This is a genomic window from Pseudomonas sp. MYb541, assembly GCF_037479595.1.
Classification (GTDB): Bacteria; Pseudomonadota; Gammaproteobacteria; order Pseudomonadales; family Pseudomonadaceae; genus Aquipseudomonas; species Aquipseudomonas canadensis.
In genome coordinates this window covers 18,364-37,384 of the sequence record NZ_JBBGYS010000038.1, presented here as the reverse complement: position 1 = coordinate 37,384, position 19,021 = coordinate 18,364, and the positions used below count along the sequence as shown (strand labels likewise).

The window sequence follows — 19,021 nt, the reverse complement described above, 5'->3', positions numbered from 1 at the left end:
GCCTCAATCTGTGGTCGCCAACGCAGGCATTGGTTTGGGCCGGTGGAAAAACTTCTCAAGGTACAAGTATATGACCGGTGTGGTGAACAGCGTCAGTGCCTGGCTCACCAGCAGGCCGCCGACCACCGCGATACCCAGCGGCTGGCGCATTTCCGCACCGGGGCCGGCGCCGAGCATCAGCGGCACCGCGCCAAGCAGGGCGGCGAGGGTGGTCATGATGATCGGTCGGAACCGTGTAACGCAGGCTTCGTAGATCGCCTCTTCAGGTGGCAACCCGCGCACGCGCTGGGCATCGAGGGCGAAGTCGATCATCAGGATGCCGTTCTTCTTCACGATACCGATCAACAGCACTAGGCCGATCAAGGCCATGATCGAAAAGTCCTGGCCCATCAGCGACAGCATGATCAGCGCGCCCAACCCCGCTGACGGCAAGGTGGAGATGATCGTCAACGGGTGCACGAAACTCTCGTACAGCACGCCGAGAATAATGTAGACCGCCACCAGTGCCGCCAGGATCAGCCACGGCTGGCTGGCCAACGAACTCTGGAATGCCTGGGCCGCACCCTGGAAGTTACCGATGATGGTGGTTGGCATGCCAATTTCATTCTTGGCCTGGTTGAGCATGATCACCGCGTCGCCCAAGGCCACACCCGGTGCCAGGTTGAACGACAGATTGGCGGCCGGGAACATGCCGTCATGGCTGATCGAAAGTGGCCCCACTGTGGGCGGGTCAACCTTGGCCAGCGCCGACAGCGGCACCATCTCATTGGTCAGCGGCGAGCGCAGGTAAAAGTAGTTGAGGCTTTCGGCCTTGCCGCGTTGCTGGGTGTCGAGTTCCAGCACCACTTGGTACTGGTTGATCTCGGTCTGGAATTCGTTGATCTGGCGCTGGCCGAACGCGTCGTACAGCGCCTGGTCCACATCGGTGGCGGTGAGGCCAAAGCGCGCGGCGGCCTGGCGGTCGATGCTGATGTGGGTGATGCTGCCGCCCAGTTGCAGGTCGTTGGACAGGTCGCGAAACGCCGGGTTGGCGCGCAGTTTTTCGGTGAGGCGCTGGGTCCAGGTATTGAGCGTCGGGCCGTCATTGCTCTTGAGCACATACTGGTACTGGGCGCGGCTGGGGCCGGAGCTCAAGTTGATGTCCTGGCCGGCGCGCAGGTACAGGACGATGCCCGGCACCTTTGCCAGTTTCGGGCGGATACGGTCGATGAACTGGCTGGCGGACACATCGCGGTCGCCGCGGTCCTTCAAGGCGATCCAGAAACGGCCATTGGCGATGGTCTGGTTGCTGCCGGTCACACCCACTGAATGGGAAAACGCTTCCACCGCCGGGTCGGCCTTGACGATCTCGGCCAGGGCTTTGTGCTTGGCGACCATGTCCGGGTAGGACACATCGGCCGCCGCTTCGCTGGTGCCCAGCACAAAACCGGTGTCTTGCACGGGGAAGAAGCCCTTGGGGATAAACACATAGCCGACCACGGCCAAGGCCAGGGTCACCACGAAAATTGCCGCCATGCTGCGTTGATGCGCCAGCGCACGACGCAGGTTGCGTGCATAGGCGGCCAGCAGTCGCTCGCTGAAACCGGGTTTGTCGTGGGCATGATGAGTGGGCGCGCGCATGAACAGCGCGGCGAGTGTCGGTGCCAACGTCAGCGAGACCACCACCGAAATCAGGATGGTCGAGGTGGCCGTCAAGGCGAACTCCTTGAACAACCGGCCGACCACGCCGCCCATGAACAACAGGGGAATAAACGCTGCCACCAGCGAGAAGCTGATAGACACCACGGTAAAGCCGATTTCACCAGCGCCTTTGATCGCCGCTTCGCGCTTGTCGAGCCCGGCTTCCAAGTGGCGGTGAATGTTTTCCACCACCACGATGGCATCGTCCACCACAAACCCTACGGCGATCACGATCGCCACCAGCGTGAGGTTGTTCAAGCTGAAGCCCATCAGGTACATCAATGCAAAGCTGGCGACCAGCGATACGCCCAGCACGCTGGACACAATCATCGTCGCCGACAACTGCCGCAGGAACAGCGCCATCACCGCCACCACCAGCAGGATGGCGATCAGCAGCGTCACTTCCACCTCATGCAGCGACGCGCGGATGGTCTTGGTACGGTCGGTCAACACGCTGACCTGCACCGACGCCGGCAGCATGGCTTGCAGGCGCGGCAGCTCGGCTTGAATGCGGTCCACGGTTTCGACGATGTTCGCGCCGGGCTGGCGCGAGATCACCAGGTTGACCCCGGGTGTGTCGCCGGACCAGGCCTGTACGTAGGCGTTTTCCGAGCCGTTGATGACCTTGGCGATATCCCTCAGTTGAACCGGTGCCCCGTCCTTGTAGGACACGATCAACTGCGCGTAGTCCTCCGGGTGGAACAACTGGTCATTGGTCGACAGGGTCGACACGCTGTTCTCGCCGTAGATCGCGCCCTTGGCCAGGTTGAGGCTCGATTGCTGGATGGCCAAACGGATATCGGCCAGGGTCAGGCCGATGGCGGCGAGTTTGTCCGGCGATGCCTGGACGCGGATTGCCGGGCGCTGCTGGCCGGTGATGTTGATCTGGCCTACGCCGTCGATCTGGCTGATCTGCCGGGCCAGCAGGGTTTCCACGTAATCACTCAGTTCGGTGCTGGGCATGCTGTTGGAGCTGACGCTGAGGATCAGTACCGGGCTGTCCGCCGGGTTGACCTTCTTCCAGGTCGGCAGGCTCGGCATATCGCTGGGTAGCTTGCCGGACGCCGTGTTGATCGCCGCCTGTACTTCCTGCGCGGCAGTATCGATGCTTTTGTTCAAGGTGAATTGCAGGGTCAGCAAGCTTGAGCCCAGCGCACTGCTGGAGGTCATCTGGGTCATGCCGGGGATGGCGCTGAATTGCACCTCCAACGGCGTGGCCACGGACGAGGCCATGGTGTCCGGGCTGGCGCCGGGCAAGGTGGCAGTGACCTGGATCGTCGGAAATTCCGCTTCCGGCAGTGGGGCGATTGCCAGGCGCGGGAAGGCAATCAGCCCGAGCAGCACCAGGGCAAAGGTCAGCAGCAGGGTGGCGACCGGGTGGTCGACGCACCAGGCTGACGGCGAACGGCTCATGGCTGCACCTTGGCATCGACGGTCTGGATCACCTGCGGTGGCTCCTTGAGGACTTCCACCTGGGCGCCGGCCTTGAGTCGCGACTGGCCGTCACTGACCAGCACATCGCCGGCCTGTACGCCCTTGATGATGTTCACGTCGCTGTTCTGGTAGGTGACTTGCACCGGCACCACGTCCACCTTGTCACCGTTGACCCGGTACACAAAATGCGAGTCCAGGCCGCGTTGCACGACGGTCGGTGGCACCACCAAGGCGTTTTTGTCGAGGGCGGTCTGGATCTTGATGGTCACCAGTTGCCCAGGCCACAGGCGCTGCGAGGCATTGTTGAATTCGGCCTTGGCGCGCAGGGTGCCGGTGGTGGAGCTGATCTGGTTGTCGATCAGGCTCAGGTGACCTTCGCCGAGCAAGTCGCCGGTCTGGCCATCGGTGTCGGCGCCCAGGTAGGCATCGACGCTGGCTTTTGTGGGCGCTGCGATCAGGCCCTGCAAGGTGGGCAGCATTTGTTGCGGCAGGGAGAACTCGACGGCAATCGGGTCGATCTGGGTCACGGAAAACAGGCCCTGGGTATCGGCGGTGCGCAAGAAGTTGCCTTCATCCACGGTGCGAATACCGACGCGGCCGCTGACCGGCGAGCGAATCTGCGTGTAGGAAAGTTGTACCTGAGCCGCATCGATCGCGGCCTGGTTGCCTTGCGCGGTAGCCTTGAGCTGGTTGACCAGGGCTTGTTGCTGGTCATAAGTCTGCTTGGACACGCCGTCGTCGACGCTCAATTCCTTGTAGCGCTTGAGGTTGACCAGCGCTACCTGCAACTGCGCCTGGCTTTCGCCCAGTTGGGCCTTGGCCTGGTCAAGGTTGGCGCGGATCGAGCGGTCATCGATGGTCGCCAGCAGGTCACCGGCCTTGACCAACTGGCCTTCCTTGACCAGCAATTTAGTCAGGATGCCGTCCACTTGCGGGCGAATCACCACACTGTGTAGCGACAACACTGAGCCGATCCCGCTGACAAAGCGCGGAATGTCCTGCTGCGCCACGCTCACCACCCGCACCGGAATCGCGGTGGGTGCCGCCAGTTTGGACTTGGCCGGTCGGGTCAGTGCCCAGGTTGCAACGGCCAACACCACGAGGACCCCCACGATCAGGGCGGTTTTTCGTTGAATGTGCATCGAAGGACACCAGAGGCGCAGTTGCACGTTTCAAGCTGCAAGCTGCAAGTTGAGGTTTGGATAATAGCTTTATAGCGCGGCGACCCGGTCAGGATCGTGACGTCAAACTGACAGCCATGACAGCTAGTGCTTTAAACTTGCCGCTTGAAGCTTACCGCTTGGCCCTCCGGCCCCGCTATACTCGCGCTTTTACACCAATACCCGCGCCGGAGCCCCTATGACTTCCCCGACACAACCCCCTGTTGAAGCGGCCGACCTTGTCGCTCCGGCCAGCGCCGAAGGCGTTGAAAAAGCCGAGATCCCGGCGTTCAAGTTTCCCTTCAAGCCGGGTGAACTGGCTGGGGCCAAGAACGCCGCCCAGCCCTGGTACAAGAATGGAGCCAAGAACGGCCACACCAAGTCCCCGGGCATGGCCCCGCCGGGCACCCGTCGCTCAATGGGTAAACGTTAAGATTAATCGGTTGTAATATTTGGCGGATGTTGCCTACAGCTCCCGTCGATGTTTCTGCTTGTAGGCATGCGACCGTTTCTTGAAAGCTTGCACAGCTTCCGCTCTGCCCTGGTTTCGTATCGGGCCTGAGCGGAGGGTGCTCTTTCCGGAAAAGGACGTTTTCTGTGGCCCTGATACACCTTTGTGTAGCGCTTGTCCTATTGCTCGCGGTGGATGCCGTCGCAGGCATTGATCAACCACGGCGCGAAATCCGTTTTGCGGTTGCCGCGTTGTTCCCTCCCTTCCAGAGTCGCGATCCGCAAGGGCAACTGGTCGGCATGCACATCGAGCTCGGTAATGCCCTGTGCCAGCAATTGAATGTGCGCTGTACCTGGATCGATCAGGTGCTGGTCGAAAACTTCAACGACCTGGACGCCCGGAAATTCGATGCAATCATGGGCATTGCCTCCACACCTCAACGGCGCCGCCGGGTGAGTTTCACCGATAACCTCTACCCGGTCACCACGCGCCTCGTTGCGCACCGGGCCTCGGGCCTCATGCCGACTACAACGTCACTCAAAGGCAAGCGTGTCGGCGTTTTGCTAGGGAGTAATCGCGAAGCCTTTGCCTTGTCTCAGTGGGCTCGGGAAGGTGTGATCATCAGAAGTTTTTGGCTCAACGACGAACTGGTCCGTAGCCTGGTGGCAGGCCATATCGATGCGACACTGCAGGGCCCCGTGGAAATCCGCAACGTACTGCTCGACACTGCTGCCGGCGCGGATTTCGACTTCCTGGGCCCTGCTGTTTCCGCTGAGCTACTGGGCGACGGCATCGCGATCGCATTGCGCAACACGGACACTGCGTTGCGTACTGAACTCAACCGCGCCCTCGAACAGCTCAAGCACAATGGTGAATACCAACGGATCCTTGCGCCTTATCGATTGGACCCACAATGATGGCCAATTAATCGCGCGGAACATGAGCTGGATCAGTATTTGCCCCTCCGGTGCGCTTAGAGTCGACGCCCTGCCGACTCCTCCAACAATCACGAGCGCGCTTCTCCATGAAGATCAATCTGCCGGTCACCGGTCGGAATGTGGACTTTGCCCCCGACGCCAATATCCTTTCGACCACCGACCTGACCAGCGCGATTACCTACGCCAACCAGGACTTTATCGACATCAGCGGTTACAGCCACGACGAGCTGCTGGGCATGCCGCATAACGTCCTGCGCCATCCGGATATGCCGTCCGAGGCGTTTGCCCATATGTGGCAAACCCTGAAGGGCGGGCGTTCGTGGATGGGCATGGTGAAAAACCGTTGCAAGAACGGCGATCACTATTGGGTCAGCGCCTATGCCACGCCGGTGACCCGCGACGGAGCGACGGTGGAGTATCAATCGGTGCGTACCAAGCCGGATGCCCGCAGGATTACCCTGGCAGAGCGGGCCTACGCGCGCTTGCGAGCCGGCAAGCGTGCGACGGGGACGGCCATCGGCATCGGCACGAAACTGGTGGCTTGGGTCGCCGTCACCTGTGGTGCGACCTGGGCGTTGGGTCTGGGCCTGGCGGAATACGCGTTGGCCTGGCAATTACCCACGCTTCTGGCGGGATGTGCGGTTGGGGCTATGGGTGTGCGGGCGATCTTGCGGCCCCTGGCCCAGTTGCAAGAACGGGCGCGCCGCATCGCCGACAATCCCCTGAGCCAGGCGATCTATACCGGACGTCGTGACGAGTGTGGGCAGATCGAGTTTGCCCTGCACATGCTCGAAGCCCAGGTGGGCGCCGTGGTGGGCCGTATCGGCGATGCCTCTCAGCGCCTGTCCGGCCATGCCGCGCAATTGGTGCGGCACCTCGACAGCAGCCACGCCAGTAGCCTGGGTCAGCAAACCCAGACCGACCAAGTGGCGGCGGCGATCCACCAGATGGCCGCCAGCGTGGCCGAAATGGCCAACCACGCGCAGCAGGCGTCCAAGGCTGCCGACCAGGCTGGCAGCGAAACCCGCGAAGGCCATCAGCGCGTGGATCAAAGCCGTGATGCCGTGTTGCGCCTGTCCCAGGAATTGGCGCGTGCCACTGAGGTGATCCACCAGTTGGAAAACCACAGCGGCGAGATCAGCGGCGTGCTGGAGGTGATCCGCACGATTGCCGAGCAGACCAACCTGCTGGCGCTGAATGCCGCTATCGAAGCGGCGCGCGCGGGTGAGCAGGGGCGCGGGTTTGCCGTGGTGGCGGATGAAGTGCGCGGACTGGCGCAGCGCACGCAGCAATCGACCGATGAAATCCAGCGCATGATCAGCACCCTGCAAGGCGGCGCCCGTGATGCGGTGCAGGCCATGGCCCAGAGTAGCGAGCACGTCGAAGCCAGCGTCGAACAAGCACAACGTGCCGCCGCCGCGCTGGATGGCATCAGCCAGCGCGTCACGCAAATCACCGCCATGAGCCAGCAGATCGCAACAGCTGTGGAAGAACAGAGCGCGGTGAGTGAAGACATCAACCGCAATATCGTCGGCATTCGGAACGCCGGGGAGGCCACCGTCAGCGCCGGGCAGCAAAGCCAGCTCAGCTCAAGCGATGTGGCGGCGTTGGCGGAGGATCTGCGTCAATTGGCGAGAGAATTCTGGTCTAAGCCGCGCGTAACGGGATAAACGCATAGTTGGCCGGCACTTCGGTGGCAATCTGCGCCCCGGCATCCAGCACCTGCTCGGCGATGTCCAACCCCGACACATGGAACACCCATTCATTGGCCACGGACGGCTGACTCACCGCCAACTCAATCGCCTGGGCGAATGCGCCCATGTCCGGCAAGTAAGCGGTAAAGCCATCACCCTTGAGCGCCGTGGTGCGAATGCCCAGCAAGGCACACACCGCTTCCTTGGTCTGCACATCGTCGCGGTCGGCCTGGCGCGAGCGGCGGATCAGTTCCGCCAGGTCCTGGTCCATCAGCTCACCGCCGACGATCAGCGCCGGGCCCTGTTCCCAGGACTCCGGCGGGCAGTCCTTGGCGGCGGGGTTCAGCGGGATATGCGGGTTGATTTCCATCGGATAGATGCGGCACACCAACGGGCGACGCTCATAGATGCGGCACCGGTTGTCTTCGTCAAGATTCCGGCAGCGTCCGGCGTTGTAGGCGGCAAAGGTGATTGCCACAAACGCCTCGGTACTGCCGCTGGGCACCACTACCGAACGGCGCTCGGCATGTTCGCGTTGCTGCTGGGGTAGCCCCAGGCCATTGACCAGGAAACCTTCCGCCAGAACGATGACGTTACCGCCGTCCGCCGCCCACATCCGGGCTTCTTCGAGGGTCAGGGGCACGTGGTGGTCGGAGCAGCATTTGCCGCAACCGACGCAGGAAAATTGAGTATTCATGGCGGATCTGTCACCAGGCTAGGTCAGAGGGCACGCAAGAACGGTGACGGGTTTTTACCTCTGTTCACCGATTCGCTCTCTGGAAGCAAGTAACACGCCAGTGCCTGTCAGTCCTGTGGCACCACATCGCGCAGGACAAGTTTCATGCCCGCGCTTTCGTACAGTTGGCGGGCACGCAGGTTGCTCTCCAACACCTTGAGGTCCACATAGGGTTCACCGCGTTGCTTGAAGGCGTGGAAGCAGTGCAACAGCAATGCGCGGCCCAATCCCTGGCCCTGGGCGCAGGGGTGAACGGAGAGGTTCTTGATAAACGCGCTGGTCCAGCACTGCGCCACGGCGAGAATGCCGTCGTCGTTGCTGGCCACCAGGCACAGCGTGGGGTCGAACTCGGCATCGGTGGTGAACTGCTGCTGCCAGGTTTCCAAGTTGGGAACGCGACCGCCACCCTGATCCTGGGTCAGGCGCAATACGGCGTGAATCGCCGGGGCCAGGTCGTCACGGTAATGATCCAACTGCGTGCCCAGCGGCCACTGCGGGGCGGGCAGGCTGCCGATAAGGTCGCGGCGCAGCAGTTGGAAATATTCGCTCACAGGCCTTTTTGCGCCACCGTTTGTGCGGCCACCACCAGGCACTTGGTCAGCTCCGGCGAAGAGAATTTGGTGAGCACTGCGTCGGCGCCGGCCAGCCGGGCTTTTTCGCTGTTCATCGCGCTGTCCAGGGAGGTGTGCAGCAGTACATAGAGGTGCTGGAAATCCGGGGTTTCGCGCAGGGTGCGGGTCAGGGCGTAGCCGTCCATTTCCGACATTTCGATGTCCGACACCACCACATTGATCTGCTCGACCGTGCCTTGCAGCTCCAGCAGCACGTCGATGGCTTCCTTGGCACTACGCGCGGTGTGGCAGGTGAGGCCAAGGTTACGCAGAGTGTGCACGGATTGCTGCAGGGCGACCTGACTGTCGTCCACCACCAGGATGCGTGCATTGCCGAGCACTTCGGCCTCTTCCATGGTCAGGTCGGTCGGCGCCGCTTCGATCGGTGCCGGGGCGATGCCGTGGATGACTTTCTCGATGTCCAGCACCTGCACCAGGCCGCCTTCCACCTGGGTGACCCCGGTGATGAACGCGCGGTTGCCACCGGAGCCGTAGGGCGGCGGGCGAATGTCGGTGGTCAGGCAATGCACGATCTTGCTCACGGCTTGCACATGCAGGCCCTGCTTGGAGCGGCTCACGTCGGTGACGATCAGGCAGCCGCCGTCAGGGTCCGCCAGGGGCATTTCGCCGAGGGCGCGGCTCAGGTCGATCACCGCCAGCGAGTTGCCGCGCAGAGTGGCGATACCTTTGACGTGGGGGTGAGACTCCGGCAGCTTGGTCAGCGGCGGGCAGGGAATGATTTCGCTGACTTTCAGCAGGTTGATCGCCATCAGCTTGCCGCTGCGCAAGGTAAAGAGCAGAAGCGAGAGTGAGTCTGCGCGGGCTTTGGTGGTGGACATAAAAACCTTCTGTGGATCAGGGATGACGATCTTCTATGGAAGGTTATCGACCTGTGCCCCCAAAACTGTAGGAGCCGGGGGACGCCTAGTTCTTGCCGGCGATGAAGCCCGCACGATCGCCATCGCCGGCAAGCCGGGCGCCTACAGAGGATAAGCGGGTGTCAGCCCTTCCACACCTGCGGGTTCACCAGGTCCTGCGGACGTTGGCCCAGCAGGGCGCTGCGCAGGTTGTCCAGGGCGCGGTTGGCCATGGCTTCGCGAGTTTCGTTCGTGGCCGAGCCGATGTGCGGCAAGGTCACGGCATTGTTCAGTTGGAACAGCGGCGACTCGGCCAGTGGTTCCTGCTCATACACATCCAGCCCGGCGCCACGGATGCGCTGGTTTTGCAGGGCTTCGATCAGCGCCGGTTCGTCGACCACCGGGCCACGGGAGATGTTGATCAGGATCGCACTGGACTTCATCAACCCTAGTTCGCGGGTGCTGATCAAATGACGGGTCTTGTCGCTCAACGGCACCACCAGGCACACGAAATCTGCCTCGGCCAGCAGCTCATCCAGGCTGCGAAATTGCGCGCCCAGCTCCTGCTCCAGTGCCGGCTTGCGGCTGTTGCCGCTGTACAGGATCGGCATGTTGAAACCCAGGCGCCCACGCCGGGCCACGGCCGCGCCGATGTTGCCCATGCCGACGATGCCGAGTGTTTTGCCATGTACATCGCAACCAAACAACGGCGCGCCGACGCTGGCTTTCCACTGGCCGGCCTTGGTCCAGGCGTCCAGCTCGGCCACCCGACGGGCGCTGCTCATGAGCAAAGCAAAGGCCAGGTCGGCGGTGCTTTCGGTGAGGACGTCGGGGGTGTTGGTGAGCATGATCCCGCGTTCGTTGAAGTACGCCACATCGTAGTTGTCATAGCCCACTGACACGCTGGACACCACTTCCAGCTTGCTCGCGCCCTGCAACTGCTCGCGCCCCAGCTTACGGCCCACGCCGATCAGGCCGTGGGCGTGGGGCAGGGCTTCATTGAATTGAGCGTTGATGTCGCCCAGCTTGGGGTTGGGCGCGATCACCTCGAAGTCCTGTTGCAGGCGTTCGATCATTTCCGGGGTGACGCGGCTGAAGGCGAGGACAGTCTTTTTCATTGCAGGCGGGCTCATCGACTACGGAAGAATGCCAAGCACGCTAACATCCCTGCTGCCGCTTGTCAGTTGGCCATCCGCGCGCCGCTGAGGCTGCCACTCAACTCATACGCCACCAGTTCCGCTTGGTGCGCTGCCAGAATCTCCGGCAGCGAGCCGCGCAGGTATTCCACCCATGTCTTGATCTTCGCATCCAGGTATTGGCGCGACGGGTAGATGGCGTACAGGTTCAGTTCCTGGGAACGGTAGTTGGGCATTACTCGCACCAGGGTGCCGTTGCGCAGGCCTTCGATGGCCGCGTACACAGGCAACAGGCCGACGCCCATGCCGCTGGTGATCGCGGTTTTCATCGCGTCGGCCGAGTTCACCAGGAACGGCGAGGTGTTGATCGCCACGCTTTCCTGGCCTTCGGGGCCGTTGAAGGTCCATTTATCCAACTGGATCACCGGGCTGACCAGGCGCAGGCAGGCGTGGTTGAGCAAGTCCTGTGGGCGCTGCGCGCAACCTTTGGCCTTGACGTAATCCGGCGAGGCGCAGGCGATGCTGTAGGTGATGCCCAGGCGCTGGGACACGAAGCCTGAGTCCGGTAGCTCGCTGGCCAGCACGATGGACACGTCGTAGCCCTCATCAAGCAGGTCCGGCACGCGGTTGGCCAGGGTCAGGTCGAAGGTCACGTCCGGGTGGGTGCGGCGGTAGCGCGCAATCGCATCGATGACGAAGTGCTGGCCGATACCGGTCATGGTGTGCACTTTCAACTGCCCGGCGGGGCGCGCGTGGGCGTCGCTGGCTTCGGCCTCGGCTTCCTCGACATAGGCCAGGATCTGCTCGCAGCGCAGCAGATAGCGTTTGCCGGCCTCGGTCAGCGCGATGCGTCGGGTGGTGCGGTTGAGCAAGCGGGTTTGCAGATGGGCCTCAAGGTTGGAGACCGCGCGCGACACATTGGCCGTGGTGGTATCCAGTTGCACGGCGGCGGCGGTGAAGCTGCCGGCTTCGGCCACGCAACTGAAGGCGCGCATGTTTTGCAAAGTGTCCATGGAGTGTTCTCAAGGGAGATACCAAATTGTGACATGAAGTTGCGCGCAGGTGTGTATCCGCTGGGCGCTGCTCTCCCCGGACATCGCTGGCGGAAAATCAGGACAAGGTCCAGGCCTCACGGACTTTAGCCCCGTAGTGCGGCATATATTCTCTTAGTAAGTGATTAAATGCCGCCTGTGCGCTGGCGCGATTTGCGCGGGTAGGGGCTTCAAGGGCGGTGTGGGCCTCTTGTATCAGGGCGTCTGCGGCTCGGGTGAGTGCCGGGCTGATGCGTTTGAGCGCGTCAATCTCTGCGGTCAGCATCGTACCGTGAGCCTGCCCGCCAAGGGTATCGAGCAAGGTGTGAAAATCATCGGTGTGCTGTTCTACGTAATCGTCCCAGCCCGGCCGTTCATCTGGGTTTTCCAGATAGCGGCGGGCGATTGGCAAGACGTGATCCAACGACTCGCAGCCCAGCTGTTCGTTGCGCAAGGTCTGCCGAGCGCGCAACGACTGCGCCTCTATTCCACTGATCTGTGCAAACGGCCTGGGCAGCTCCAAGTCGCGGTTTTTGACTACCGTGTGCCGGGTATACAACATCACCGGTTGACCGTGCTTTATTTTGACCAGTACTTGGGTGGCAGACAGCCTGACGGGATCAAGCAGCGATTCGCTGATTGAACGGATCAGGGTTTCCCAGTCGAACGTCTGCTCGCCAATGAAGGAAAGTACTTGGCGCAACATTTTCTTTACGATTTCCCGGGACCTTAAAGGGGCGATATCGATTGTCAGGTAATCACCGCTCAGGTGTGGATCGTCGAGCTTGCGATGGCTGACTTCAATCGATATGCCTTTGCCTGTTTCGGTCTGCGAAGAGGCCATTATTCCGGCAGAGAAACTTAGTATTTGGGCACGAGCTGTGAGTTTGTGGACATTGAGTGCGTCGGGTCGCAGGTGTGCACGGTTGTGCTGGATCAGCGTACGTATTTCCTTACCCTGTTGCTCATCGAGACGCGATTGTGTCTTAAGCAGCACATAGCGCTCCAACAATGATTGGGCTTGTTTGTTTCTTGAGTGCGGGGCGGTGCTGAACTTGAACGCTGGCACGGGTGTGCAGATCCGTTGGGTGAATTGTTTGCTGCTGGTGGCTATATGGCTTTTGATGTCGGTTAACAGTGTCACAGGGTCATCGTTGTAGTGTTTGTGCGAGGCCAGACGAAGTTGTGCAAGTTCAGGAGCTGTTTCGTAAAGGCCCAGGATATCCAGGGTTCTATGTCGGTGAGTGTGTTGTAGGGTTGGCTTAAAGGTGGTGTTGATCTTCAGAGTGTCGAAGACATCCACTGTCACCTTGTTACTCGCAAGCAGAGTGATACCTCTTTCGGTGATAAGCGGTTGGGAGGTATTCCCCACGCTAGGTAATTCAACATCGGTCAGGCCGGCGCTGGACAGGGTGTCCCTGACATAAGGTTGGCTGAGCGCTGAGTAGGCGAGGTGTCTCTGCAAGCTGTGGCTGTCACGCAGTAAAATGGGCAGGTGTTTTACGGTGCGACGAATGCTCTCACTTAGAGAGGTGCGCACGGAATGGCTGCGGGCATCGGCATACTGTTCCAGGTTTGCGTACTCGCGAAACGATACATAGCCAATACCGAGTTGACTGCGGGTCTGAAATTGCTCATCGATCGACGATTTCAACTGGGCTTTCAGGCTGATGGCGCGCGTGCTTTTGACGCGCTGGTCGGCACTGATTTCCAGACGAGAGTCGACTGTCAGTTGGGGCCCGGTACTGTTCTGCAGCGTTGGGTCCAACGCGTAGTTGTAGCCGATTTGACGGTGGTTGCTGCGTTCGCCGCCGTTGCGAACATAAGCAAGTGCCGGCAATAACTGTTGTGTCAGGCGCTGATGTCTGACATCGCTGACGGCTGCTCGAAACTGCCATTTGAGGGCACGACACAGGGTGTAGTCGGCTTCGATGTTCGGCGTATTGTCCGTGCGATGTCGGCGAAGCTGGTGTTCGGCTTTTTTGAACAACGCGTAGTAGTCCGATAGCTCCTCGACCGACACCTCCAGGCTTGGCTCGCTGGTCGATAGTTTTTGGTACAGCGCCTCAATCGCCGCTCGATCACGATGAAAGCTTGCAAGGGGCGCCAGCTTTTCCAGCACAAGGTCGGCGACCCAGCGCGCATCACGTTGCAAGGGGCGACTACCGGGGGGAAGGCGCTCAGGCGAACGATGTAGCTGTCTGCTCAGCGCGTCAGCGGTTTCTTGTGAGGACGAAGGTATCGACGCTACGACGGGTTGTGTGCTGACGGCTGAAAACATTCAGGCACTCCAGAAGGGGGGAATGCTCGCTACTCTGCTGGCGGGTGATCGAGCTCGCTGTAGGGGAATGCTCCTGGGGCGGGATGAATATCCCCATTCTTCGAGTCGGCCCGGATTATCGCCTGAACGGTAACAATGATTCACAGGAATGCCCGCTTATCGTCCTTACTATCGCACCCTAGAATTGCGCCTCCTACCCCGCAACACCCTCTCAGGAATTCGCTTGCCGTGCCGCGTCGCATCAGCAGAGAGCTCAAGACTCTCATTAACAGAGAGCTGAAGGCTCTCAGTGTTTGCGCTTTATCGTTAGCAATCAGCGGCTGCATCGGAACCGGAGGAATCGCCCCACAAGGCCAGTCTCTCGACGCCAACCACCTGGCTACCGACGAGGCGATCCAGAGCGCGGCTCGTGACGCGCACTGGCCCACCGGGCAATGGTGGCAAGCCTACGGCGACCCGCAACTGAACCACTGGGTCGACTTGGCCACGCAGCATAGCCCGAGCCTGGCCATGGCCGCCGCGCGAGTGCGTGAGGCGCGGGCCATGGCCGGGATTGCCGAGTCGGCCGAGTCGCTGCAGATCAACAGCGACACCACCCTCAAGCGCCACAACTGGCCGAAGGATCAGTTCTATGGTCCCGGCGAGCTGAGCGGTGCCAACACCTGGGACAACAATACGTCCCTGGGCCTGAGCTACGCCCTCGACTTGTGGGGTCGCGAAAGCAATGCCACCGAACGTGCCGTCGACCTGGCGCACATGAGCGCCGCCGAAGCGCGCCAGGCCCAACTCGAATTGCAGAACAACGTGGTGCGCGCCTATATCCAGTTGTCGTTGCATTACGCCAACCGCGATATCGTCGCGGCGACCCTGGCGCAACAGCAGCAGATCCTCGACCTGGCCAACAAGCGCTTGAGCGCTGGGATCGGCACCCACTTCGATGTCAGCCAGGCTGAAACGCCATTGCCGGAAACCCATCGGCAACTGGACGCCCTCGACGAAGAGATCGCCCTGAGCCGTAACCAGTTGGCGGCCCTGGCGGGCAAAGGCCCGGGGGAAGGCGCGCAGTTGCAACGCCCGAGCCTGTCCCTGGCCGCGCCGTTGAAGTTGCCGTCGAGCCTGCCCGCGCAATTGCTCGGCCAGCGCCCGGATGTGGTTGCCAGCCGCTGGCAAGTCGCGGCCCAGGCCCGTGGCATCGATGTGGCCCACGCCGGTTTCTACCCCAACGTCGATCTGGTCGGCAGCCTCGGCTACATGGCCACCGGTGGCGGCATGCTGGAATTCCTGGCGGGCAAGAAATTCAACTACAACGTGGGACCTGCGATCACCTTGCCGATCTTCGACGGCGGCCGCCTGCGTGCGGAACTGGGCGAAGCCAGCGCCGGTTATGACATCGCCGTCGCCCAGTACAACCAGACCCTGGTCAATGCGCTCAAGGGCATCAGCGACCAACTGATCCGCCGCGAGTCCATGGACAAGCAAGCCTCCTTTGCTGCGCAATCGGTGGCCTCGGCGCAGAAGACCTACGACATCGCGATGATCGCCTATCAACGTGGCCTCACCGATTACCTCAATGTGCTGAATGCGCAGACCTTGCTGTTTCATCAGCAACAGATCGAGCAACAGGTACAAGCGGCTCGCCTGAGCGCCCACGCCGAACTGGTGACGGCCCTGGGCGGCGGCCTCGGTGCCGGCAACGATGTGCCTCAAGACACCAAGACCCTTCCGAGCAAGACCCCGGCGGCGCTTGCCGCGTTCGATCACTGAGTACGATTTGATGACGCCTTTGCCTGCACCGCTGCGCTGGCTGTATGCCCTTGAGTGGCGCCGTGGTTTTTTCGACTGGGCACGCAGTGATGGCGTGACCTGGGTGTATATCTTCAAGGTGCTGGTCGCCGCGTTCCTCACGCTGTGGTTGGCCATGCGCCTGGAGCTGCCGCAACCGCGCACGGCGATGATCACCGTGTTTATCGTGATGCAGCCCCAGAGCGGCCAGGTGTTTGCCAAGAGTTTCTATCGCTTCCTCGGCACCCTGGCGGGGTCGGCGGTGATGGTGCTGTTGATCGCCTTGTTTGCGCAGAACACGGAGCTGTTTCTCGGCACGCTGGCGATCTGGGTGGGCATCTGCACGGCGGGCGCGACGTGCAATCGCAACTTCCGCGCCTACGGCTTTGTGTTGGCCGGCTACACGGCGGCGATGGTCGGCCTGCCGGCCCTGGCGCATCCGGATGGGGCCTTTATGGCGGCAGTGTGGCGGGTGCTGGAAATCTCCCTGGGGATTCTGTGTTCCACCCTGGTCAGCGCCGCGATCCTGCCGCAAACCTCCAGCGCCGCCATGCGCAACGCCTTGTACCAGCGCTTTGGCGTGTTCGCGCTGTTCGTCACCGATGGCCTGCGCGGGCGCAGCCAGCGCGAAGGTTTCGAAGCCAGCAATGTGCGTTTTATCGCCGAAGCGGTGGGCCTGGAAGGGCTGCGCAGTGTGACGGTGTTTGAAGATCCACACATGCGTCGACGCAACGGCCGGCTCAGCCGCCTCAACAGCGAGTTCATGAGCATCACCACGCGCTTCAATGCCTTGCACCAGTTGCTTGAACGGCTGCGCACGGACGAAGCGGACCACGTGGTGGCGGCGATCAAGCCCGGCCTGCAAGACCTTGCCGAAGTGCTCGACGGCTTCTCCGGCCGTGCGCTCACCAGCCCGGACGCGGCACGCTTGGTCAGCCAGCTCAGCGCTTACAAGGACGGCCTGCCCGCCAAGGTCCGCAGCTTGCGGGCGGCTTTCCAGGAACAGAATCCCAGTGAAGCCGAACAACTGGATTTCCACACCGCCTACGAGCTGCTTTACCGCTTTGTCGATGACCTGCACAACTACGCGCAAACCCACGCTTCCCTGGCGGATCACAGCCATGCGCGCGAACAGTGGGACGAAACGTTCATCCCCAAGACCAATTGGCTGGCCTGCGCCGCCTCGGGAATTCGCGCGTCATTCATCCTGATCGTATTAGGCAGCTATTGGGTGGCTACCGCCTGGCCCAGCGGCGCGACCATGACCCTGATCGCCGCTGCCACCGTGGGCTTGTCCGCCGCCACGCCGAACCCAAAACGCATGGCGTTCCAAATGGCGTGCGGAACCTTGATCGGCGCCTTAGTGGGCTTTGTCGAAATGTTTTTCGTGTTCCCCTGGATCGACGGCTTCCCACTGCTGTGCGTGATGCTTGCGCCGGTGATCATCTTTGGCGCATTCCTCGCTTCGCGCCCGCAATACGCGGGTGTCGGCGTGGGGCTGCTGATCTTCTTCAGCACCGGCTCGGTGCCGGACAACCTGACGATCTACAACCCCTACACCTTCATCAACGACTACATCGCCATGGTCATCGGCATGCTGGTGTGCGCGGCGGCGGGGGCGATCATCCTGCCGCCCAACAGCCGCTGGCTGTGGCGCCGGTTGGAGCAGGACCTGCGCGAGCAAGTGGTGTACGCGATCAGCGGCAAGCTCAAGGGCCTGGCGTCGAGTTTCGAAAGCCGCACCCGCGACCTGCTGCACCAGGCCTACGGCCTCGCGGTCGGCCAGCCGCAAGTACAGCGCGACCTGTTGCGCTGGATGTTCGTGGTGCTGGAAGTCGGCCACGCGATCATCGAGTTGCGCAAGGAGCAGGCGATTCTGCCGGTACATCCGGCCTATGCCGAATCCCAGCCGTGGCGCCAGGCGATCCGCGTGATGGGCCGCTCGCTGGTGCGGCTGTTCCTGCAACCCAGCGCAAGCAACCTGGAGCGCGGCCTGATCGCCGTCGACCACGCGATCAGCCGCGTGCAGGCCACCGATGAACCCTTCGCCCCGCACTTCGACACCTCGGCCCTGCGCCGGGTGAAAAGCTACCTGCACTTTATCCGCACTTCACTGCTCGACCCGCAATCGCCCCTGGCTGCTCTAAAAGGATCCTCGCATGCCCCGTGAAATCGCCTTCCATGGCGTGTACATGCCAACCATGACCCTGATGTTCCTGATCGCGGCCGTGTTGGCCTGGGCGCTTGATCGCTTCCTGGCCGGGTTCGACCTTTACCGTTTTTTCTGGCACCCGGCGTTGCTGCGCCTGAGCCTGTTTGTTTGCCTGTTCGGCGCCCTGGCGCTGACCGTCTACCGTTGAGAATGCCCCGATGAAAAAGTTTTTCAGCCTGTTCGCGACCTTGCTGGTACTGGCCTTGGCCATCTGGATTGGCCGCACGTTGTGGGTGCACTACATGGAAACCCCGTGGACCCGCGACGGGCGTGTGCGTGCCGATATCATCAACGTCGCCGCCGACGTCACAGGCGAAGTGGTCGACGTGCCGGTGCGTGACAACCAGTTGGTCAAAAAGGGCGACCTGTTGATGCAGATCGACCCCGAGCACTACCGCATTGCGGTCAAACAGGCGCAATCGCTGGTGGCGTCGCGCAAAGCCACCTGGGAAATGCGCAAGGTCAATGCTCACCGTCGCGCTGACCTCGATGCGTTGGTGATCTCCAAGGAAAACCGCGACGACGCCAGCAACATCGCCGACTCGGCGCTGGCCGACTACCAACACGCGCTGGCGCAACTGGAAGCGGCCGAACTCAATTTGAAACGCACGCAGGTGGTGGCGGCGGTGGATGGTTATGTCACCAATCTGAACGTGCATCGCGGCGACTATGCCCGCATCGGCGAAGCCAAGATGGCTGTGGTGGATATGAACTCGTTCTGGGTTTATGGCTTCTTCGAAGAAACCAAGCTGCCCCACGTCAAGGTCGGTGATAAAGCCGATATGCAATTGATGAGTGGCGAGACCTTGAAGGGGCATGTGGAAAGCATCTCGCGAGGCATCTACGACCGCGACAACCCCGAAAGCCGCGAACTGATTGCCGATGTGAACCCGACCTTCAACTGGGTGCGCCTGGCCCAGCGGGTGCCGGTGCGGATTCATATCGATGAGGTGCCGGAAGGGGTGTTGTTGGCGGCGGGGATTACCTGCACGGTGATCGTTGGCCCTGCTCGTTGAAT

General features: G+C 61.6%; 15 protein-coding genes and 1 pseudogene. 8 read left to right on the top strand and 8 right to left on the bottom strand.

What is annotated here, in order from left to right:
* Positions 1-3 precede the first annotated feature (3 nt).
* Both WH299_RS21890 and WH299_RS21885 read right to left on the bottom strand, forming a co-directional pair.
* A complete protein-coding gene (locus WH299_RS21890) occupies positions 4-3,093 on the bottom strand; it encodes a multidrug efflux RND transporter permease subunit (protein WP_339551280.1) in 3,090 nt (1,029 codons plus the stop codon).
* The gene (locus WH299_RS21885; RefSeq protein ID WP_126570413.1) at positions 3,090-4,256 is read right to left on the bottom strand and encodes an efflux RND transporter periplasmic adaptor subunit; all 1,167 of its coding nucleotides are present in this window, start codon (positions 4,254-4,256) and stop codon (positions 3,090-3,092) included. The genes WH299_RS21890 and WH299_RS21885 overlap by 4 nt, the downstream gene beginning before the upstream one ends.
* Before the next feature lie 217 nt (positions 4,257-4,473).
* Between WH299_RS21885 and WH299_RS21880 the strand changes: the two genes are divergently transcribed.
* The 4 genes and pseudogenes from WH299_RS21880 to WH299_RS21870 all read left to right on the top strand — a co-directional run bounded on the left by WH299_RS21880 (position 4,474) and on the right by WH299_RS21870 (position 7,333).
* Positions 4,474-4,707: a hypothetical protein gene (locus tag WH299_RS21880; RefSeq protein WP_028618905.1), complete on the top strand. Its 234-nt coding sequence runs from the start codon at positions 4,474-4,476 to the stop codon at positions 4,705-4,707.
* A gap of 164 nt (positions 4,708-4,871) precedes the next feature.
* Positions 4,872-5,642 carry a transporter substrate-binding domain-containing protein gene (locus tag WH299_RS21875; RefSeq protein ID WP_126570411.1) on the top strand — a complete coding sequence of 257 codons (771 nt, stop codon included), beginning with the start codon at positions 4,872-4,874 and terminating at the stop codon, positions 5,640-5,642.
* Between the two features lie 107 nt (positions 5,643-5,749).
* Positions 5,750-6,031 (top strand): annotated as a pseudogene (locus WH299_RS29735) (PAS domain-containing protein); the annotation flags it as partial.
* Between the two features lie 234 nt (positions 6,032-6,265).
* Positions 6,266-7,333, top strand: a complete 1,068-nt coding sequence (locus WH299_RS21870) for a methyl-accepting chemotaxis protein (RefSeq protein ID WP_371923941.1) — start codon at positions 6,266-6,268, stop codon at positions 7,331-7,333.
* On the opposite strand, the gene WH299_RS21865 is transcribed toward WH299_RS21870, so the two are convergent.
* From WH299_RS21865 to WH299_RS21840, 6 genes are all read right to left on the bottom strand, one after another.
* Positions 7,311-8,054: a YkgJ family cysteine cluster protein gene (locus WH299_RS21865; RefSeq protein ID WP_122686144.1), complete on the bottom strand. Its 744-nt coding sequence runs from the start codon at positions 8,052-8,054 to the stop codon at positions 7,311-7,313. The genes WH299_RS21870 and WH299_RS21865 overlap by 23 nt on opposite strands.
* A gap of 107 nt (positions 8,055-8,161) precedes the next feature.
* Positions 8,162-8,644, bottom strand: a complete 483-nt coding sequence (locus WH299_RS21860; RefSeq protein ID WP_323623453.1) for a GNAT family N-acetyltransferase — start codon at positions 8,642-8,644, stop codon at positions 8,162-8,164.
* Positions 8,641-9,543 carry a chemotaxis protein CheV gene (locus WH299_RS21855; protein ID WP_016974976.1) on the bottom strand — a complete coding sequence of 301 codons (903 nt, stop codon included), beginning with the start codon at positions 9,541-9,543 and terminating at the stop codon, positions 8,641-8,643. Before WH299_RS21855 ends, WH299_RS21860 begins: the two co-directional genes overlap by 4 nt.
* A 161-nt stretch (positions 9,544-9,704) precedes the next feature.
* A complete protein-coding gene (locus tag WH299_RS21850) occupies positions 9,705-10,679 on the bottom strand; it encodes a 2-hydroxyacid dehydrogenase (RefSeq protein ID WP_028618910.1) in 975 nt (324 codons plus the stop codon).
* A gap of 62 nt (positions 10,680-10,741) precedes the next feature.
* Positions 10,742-11,710 carry a LysR family transcriptional regulator gene (locus WH299_RS21845; protein WP_028618911.1) on the bottom strand — a complete coding sequence of 323 codons (969 nt, stop codon included), beginning with the start codon at positions 11,708-11,710 and terminating at the stop codon, positions 10,742-10,744.
* Between the two features lie 97 nt (positions 11,711-11,807).
* Positions 11,808-14,009, bottom strand: a complete 2,202-nt coding sequence (locus WH299_RS21840; protein WP_339551278.1) for a hypothetical protein — start codon at positions 14,007-14,009, stop codon at positions 11,808-11,810.
* Positions 14,010-14,237: 228 nt separating this feature from the next.
* On the opposite strand from WH299_RS21840, the gene WH299_RS21835 reads away from it, so the two are divergent.
* Genes WH299_RS21835 through WH299_RS21820 form a run of 4 tightly spaced genes read left to right on the top strand, consistent with a single transcriptional unit; the run spans position 14,238 to position 19,019 of the window.
* On the top strand, positions 14,238-15,773 hold the full coding sequence (locus WH299_RS21835) for an efflux transporter outer membrane subunit (protein ID WP_339551276.1): 1,536 nt from the start codon (positions 14,238-14,240) through the stop codon (positions 15,771-15,773).
* A 10-nt stretch (positions 15,774-15,783) separates the two neighbouring features.
* A complete protein-coding gene (locus WH299_RS21830; RefSeq protein ID WP_339551275.1) occupies positions 15,784-17,961 on the top strand; it encodes an FUSC family protein in 2,178 nt (725 codons plus the stop codon).
* Positions 17,951-18,151 (top strand): DUF1656 domain-containing protein, encoded by a 201-nt coding sequence (locus tag WH299_RS21825; RefSeq protein ID WP_012722318.1) that lies wholly within the window; start codon positions 17,951-17,953, stop codon positions 18,149-18,151. Before WH299_RS21830 ends, WH299_RS21825 begins: the two co-directional genes overlap by 11 nt.
* A gap of 10 nt (positions 18,152-18,161) precedes the next feature.
* On the top strand, positions 18,162-19,019 hold the full coding sequence (locus tag WH299_RS21820) for an efflux RND transporter periplasmic adaptor subunit (RefSeq protein WP_122723830.1): 858 nt from the start codon (positions 18,162-18,164) through the stop codon (positions 19,017-19,019).
* Positions 19,020-19,021: the final 2 nt, after the last annotated feature.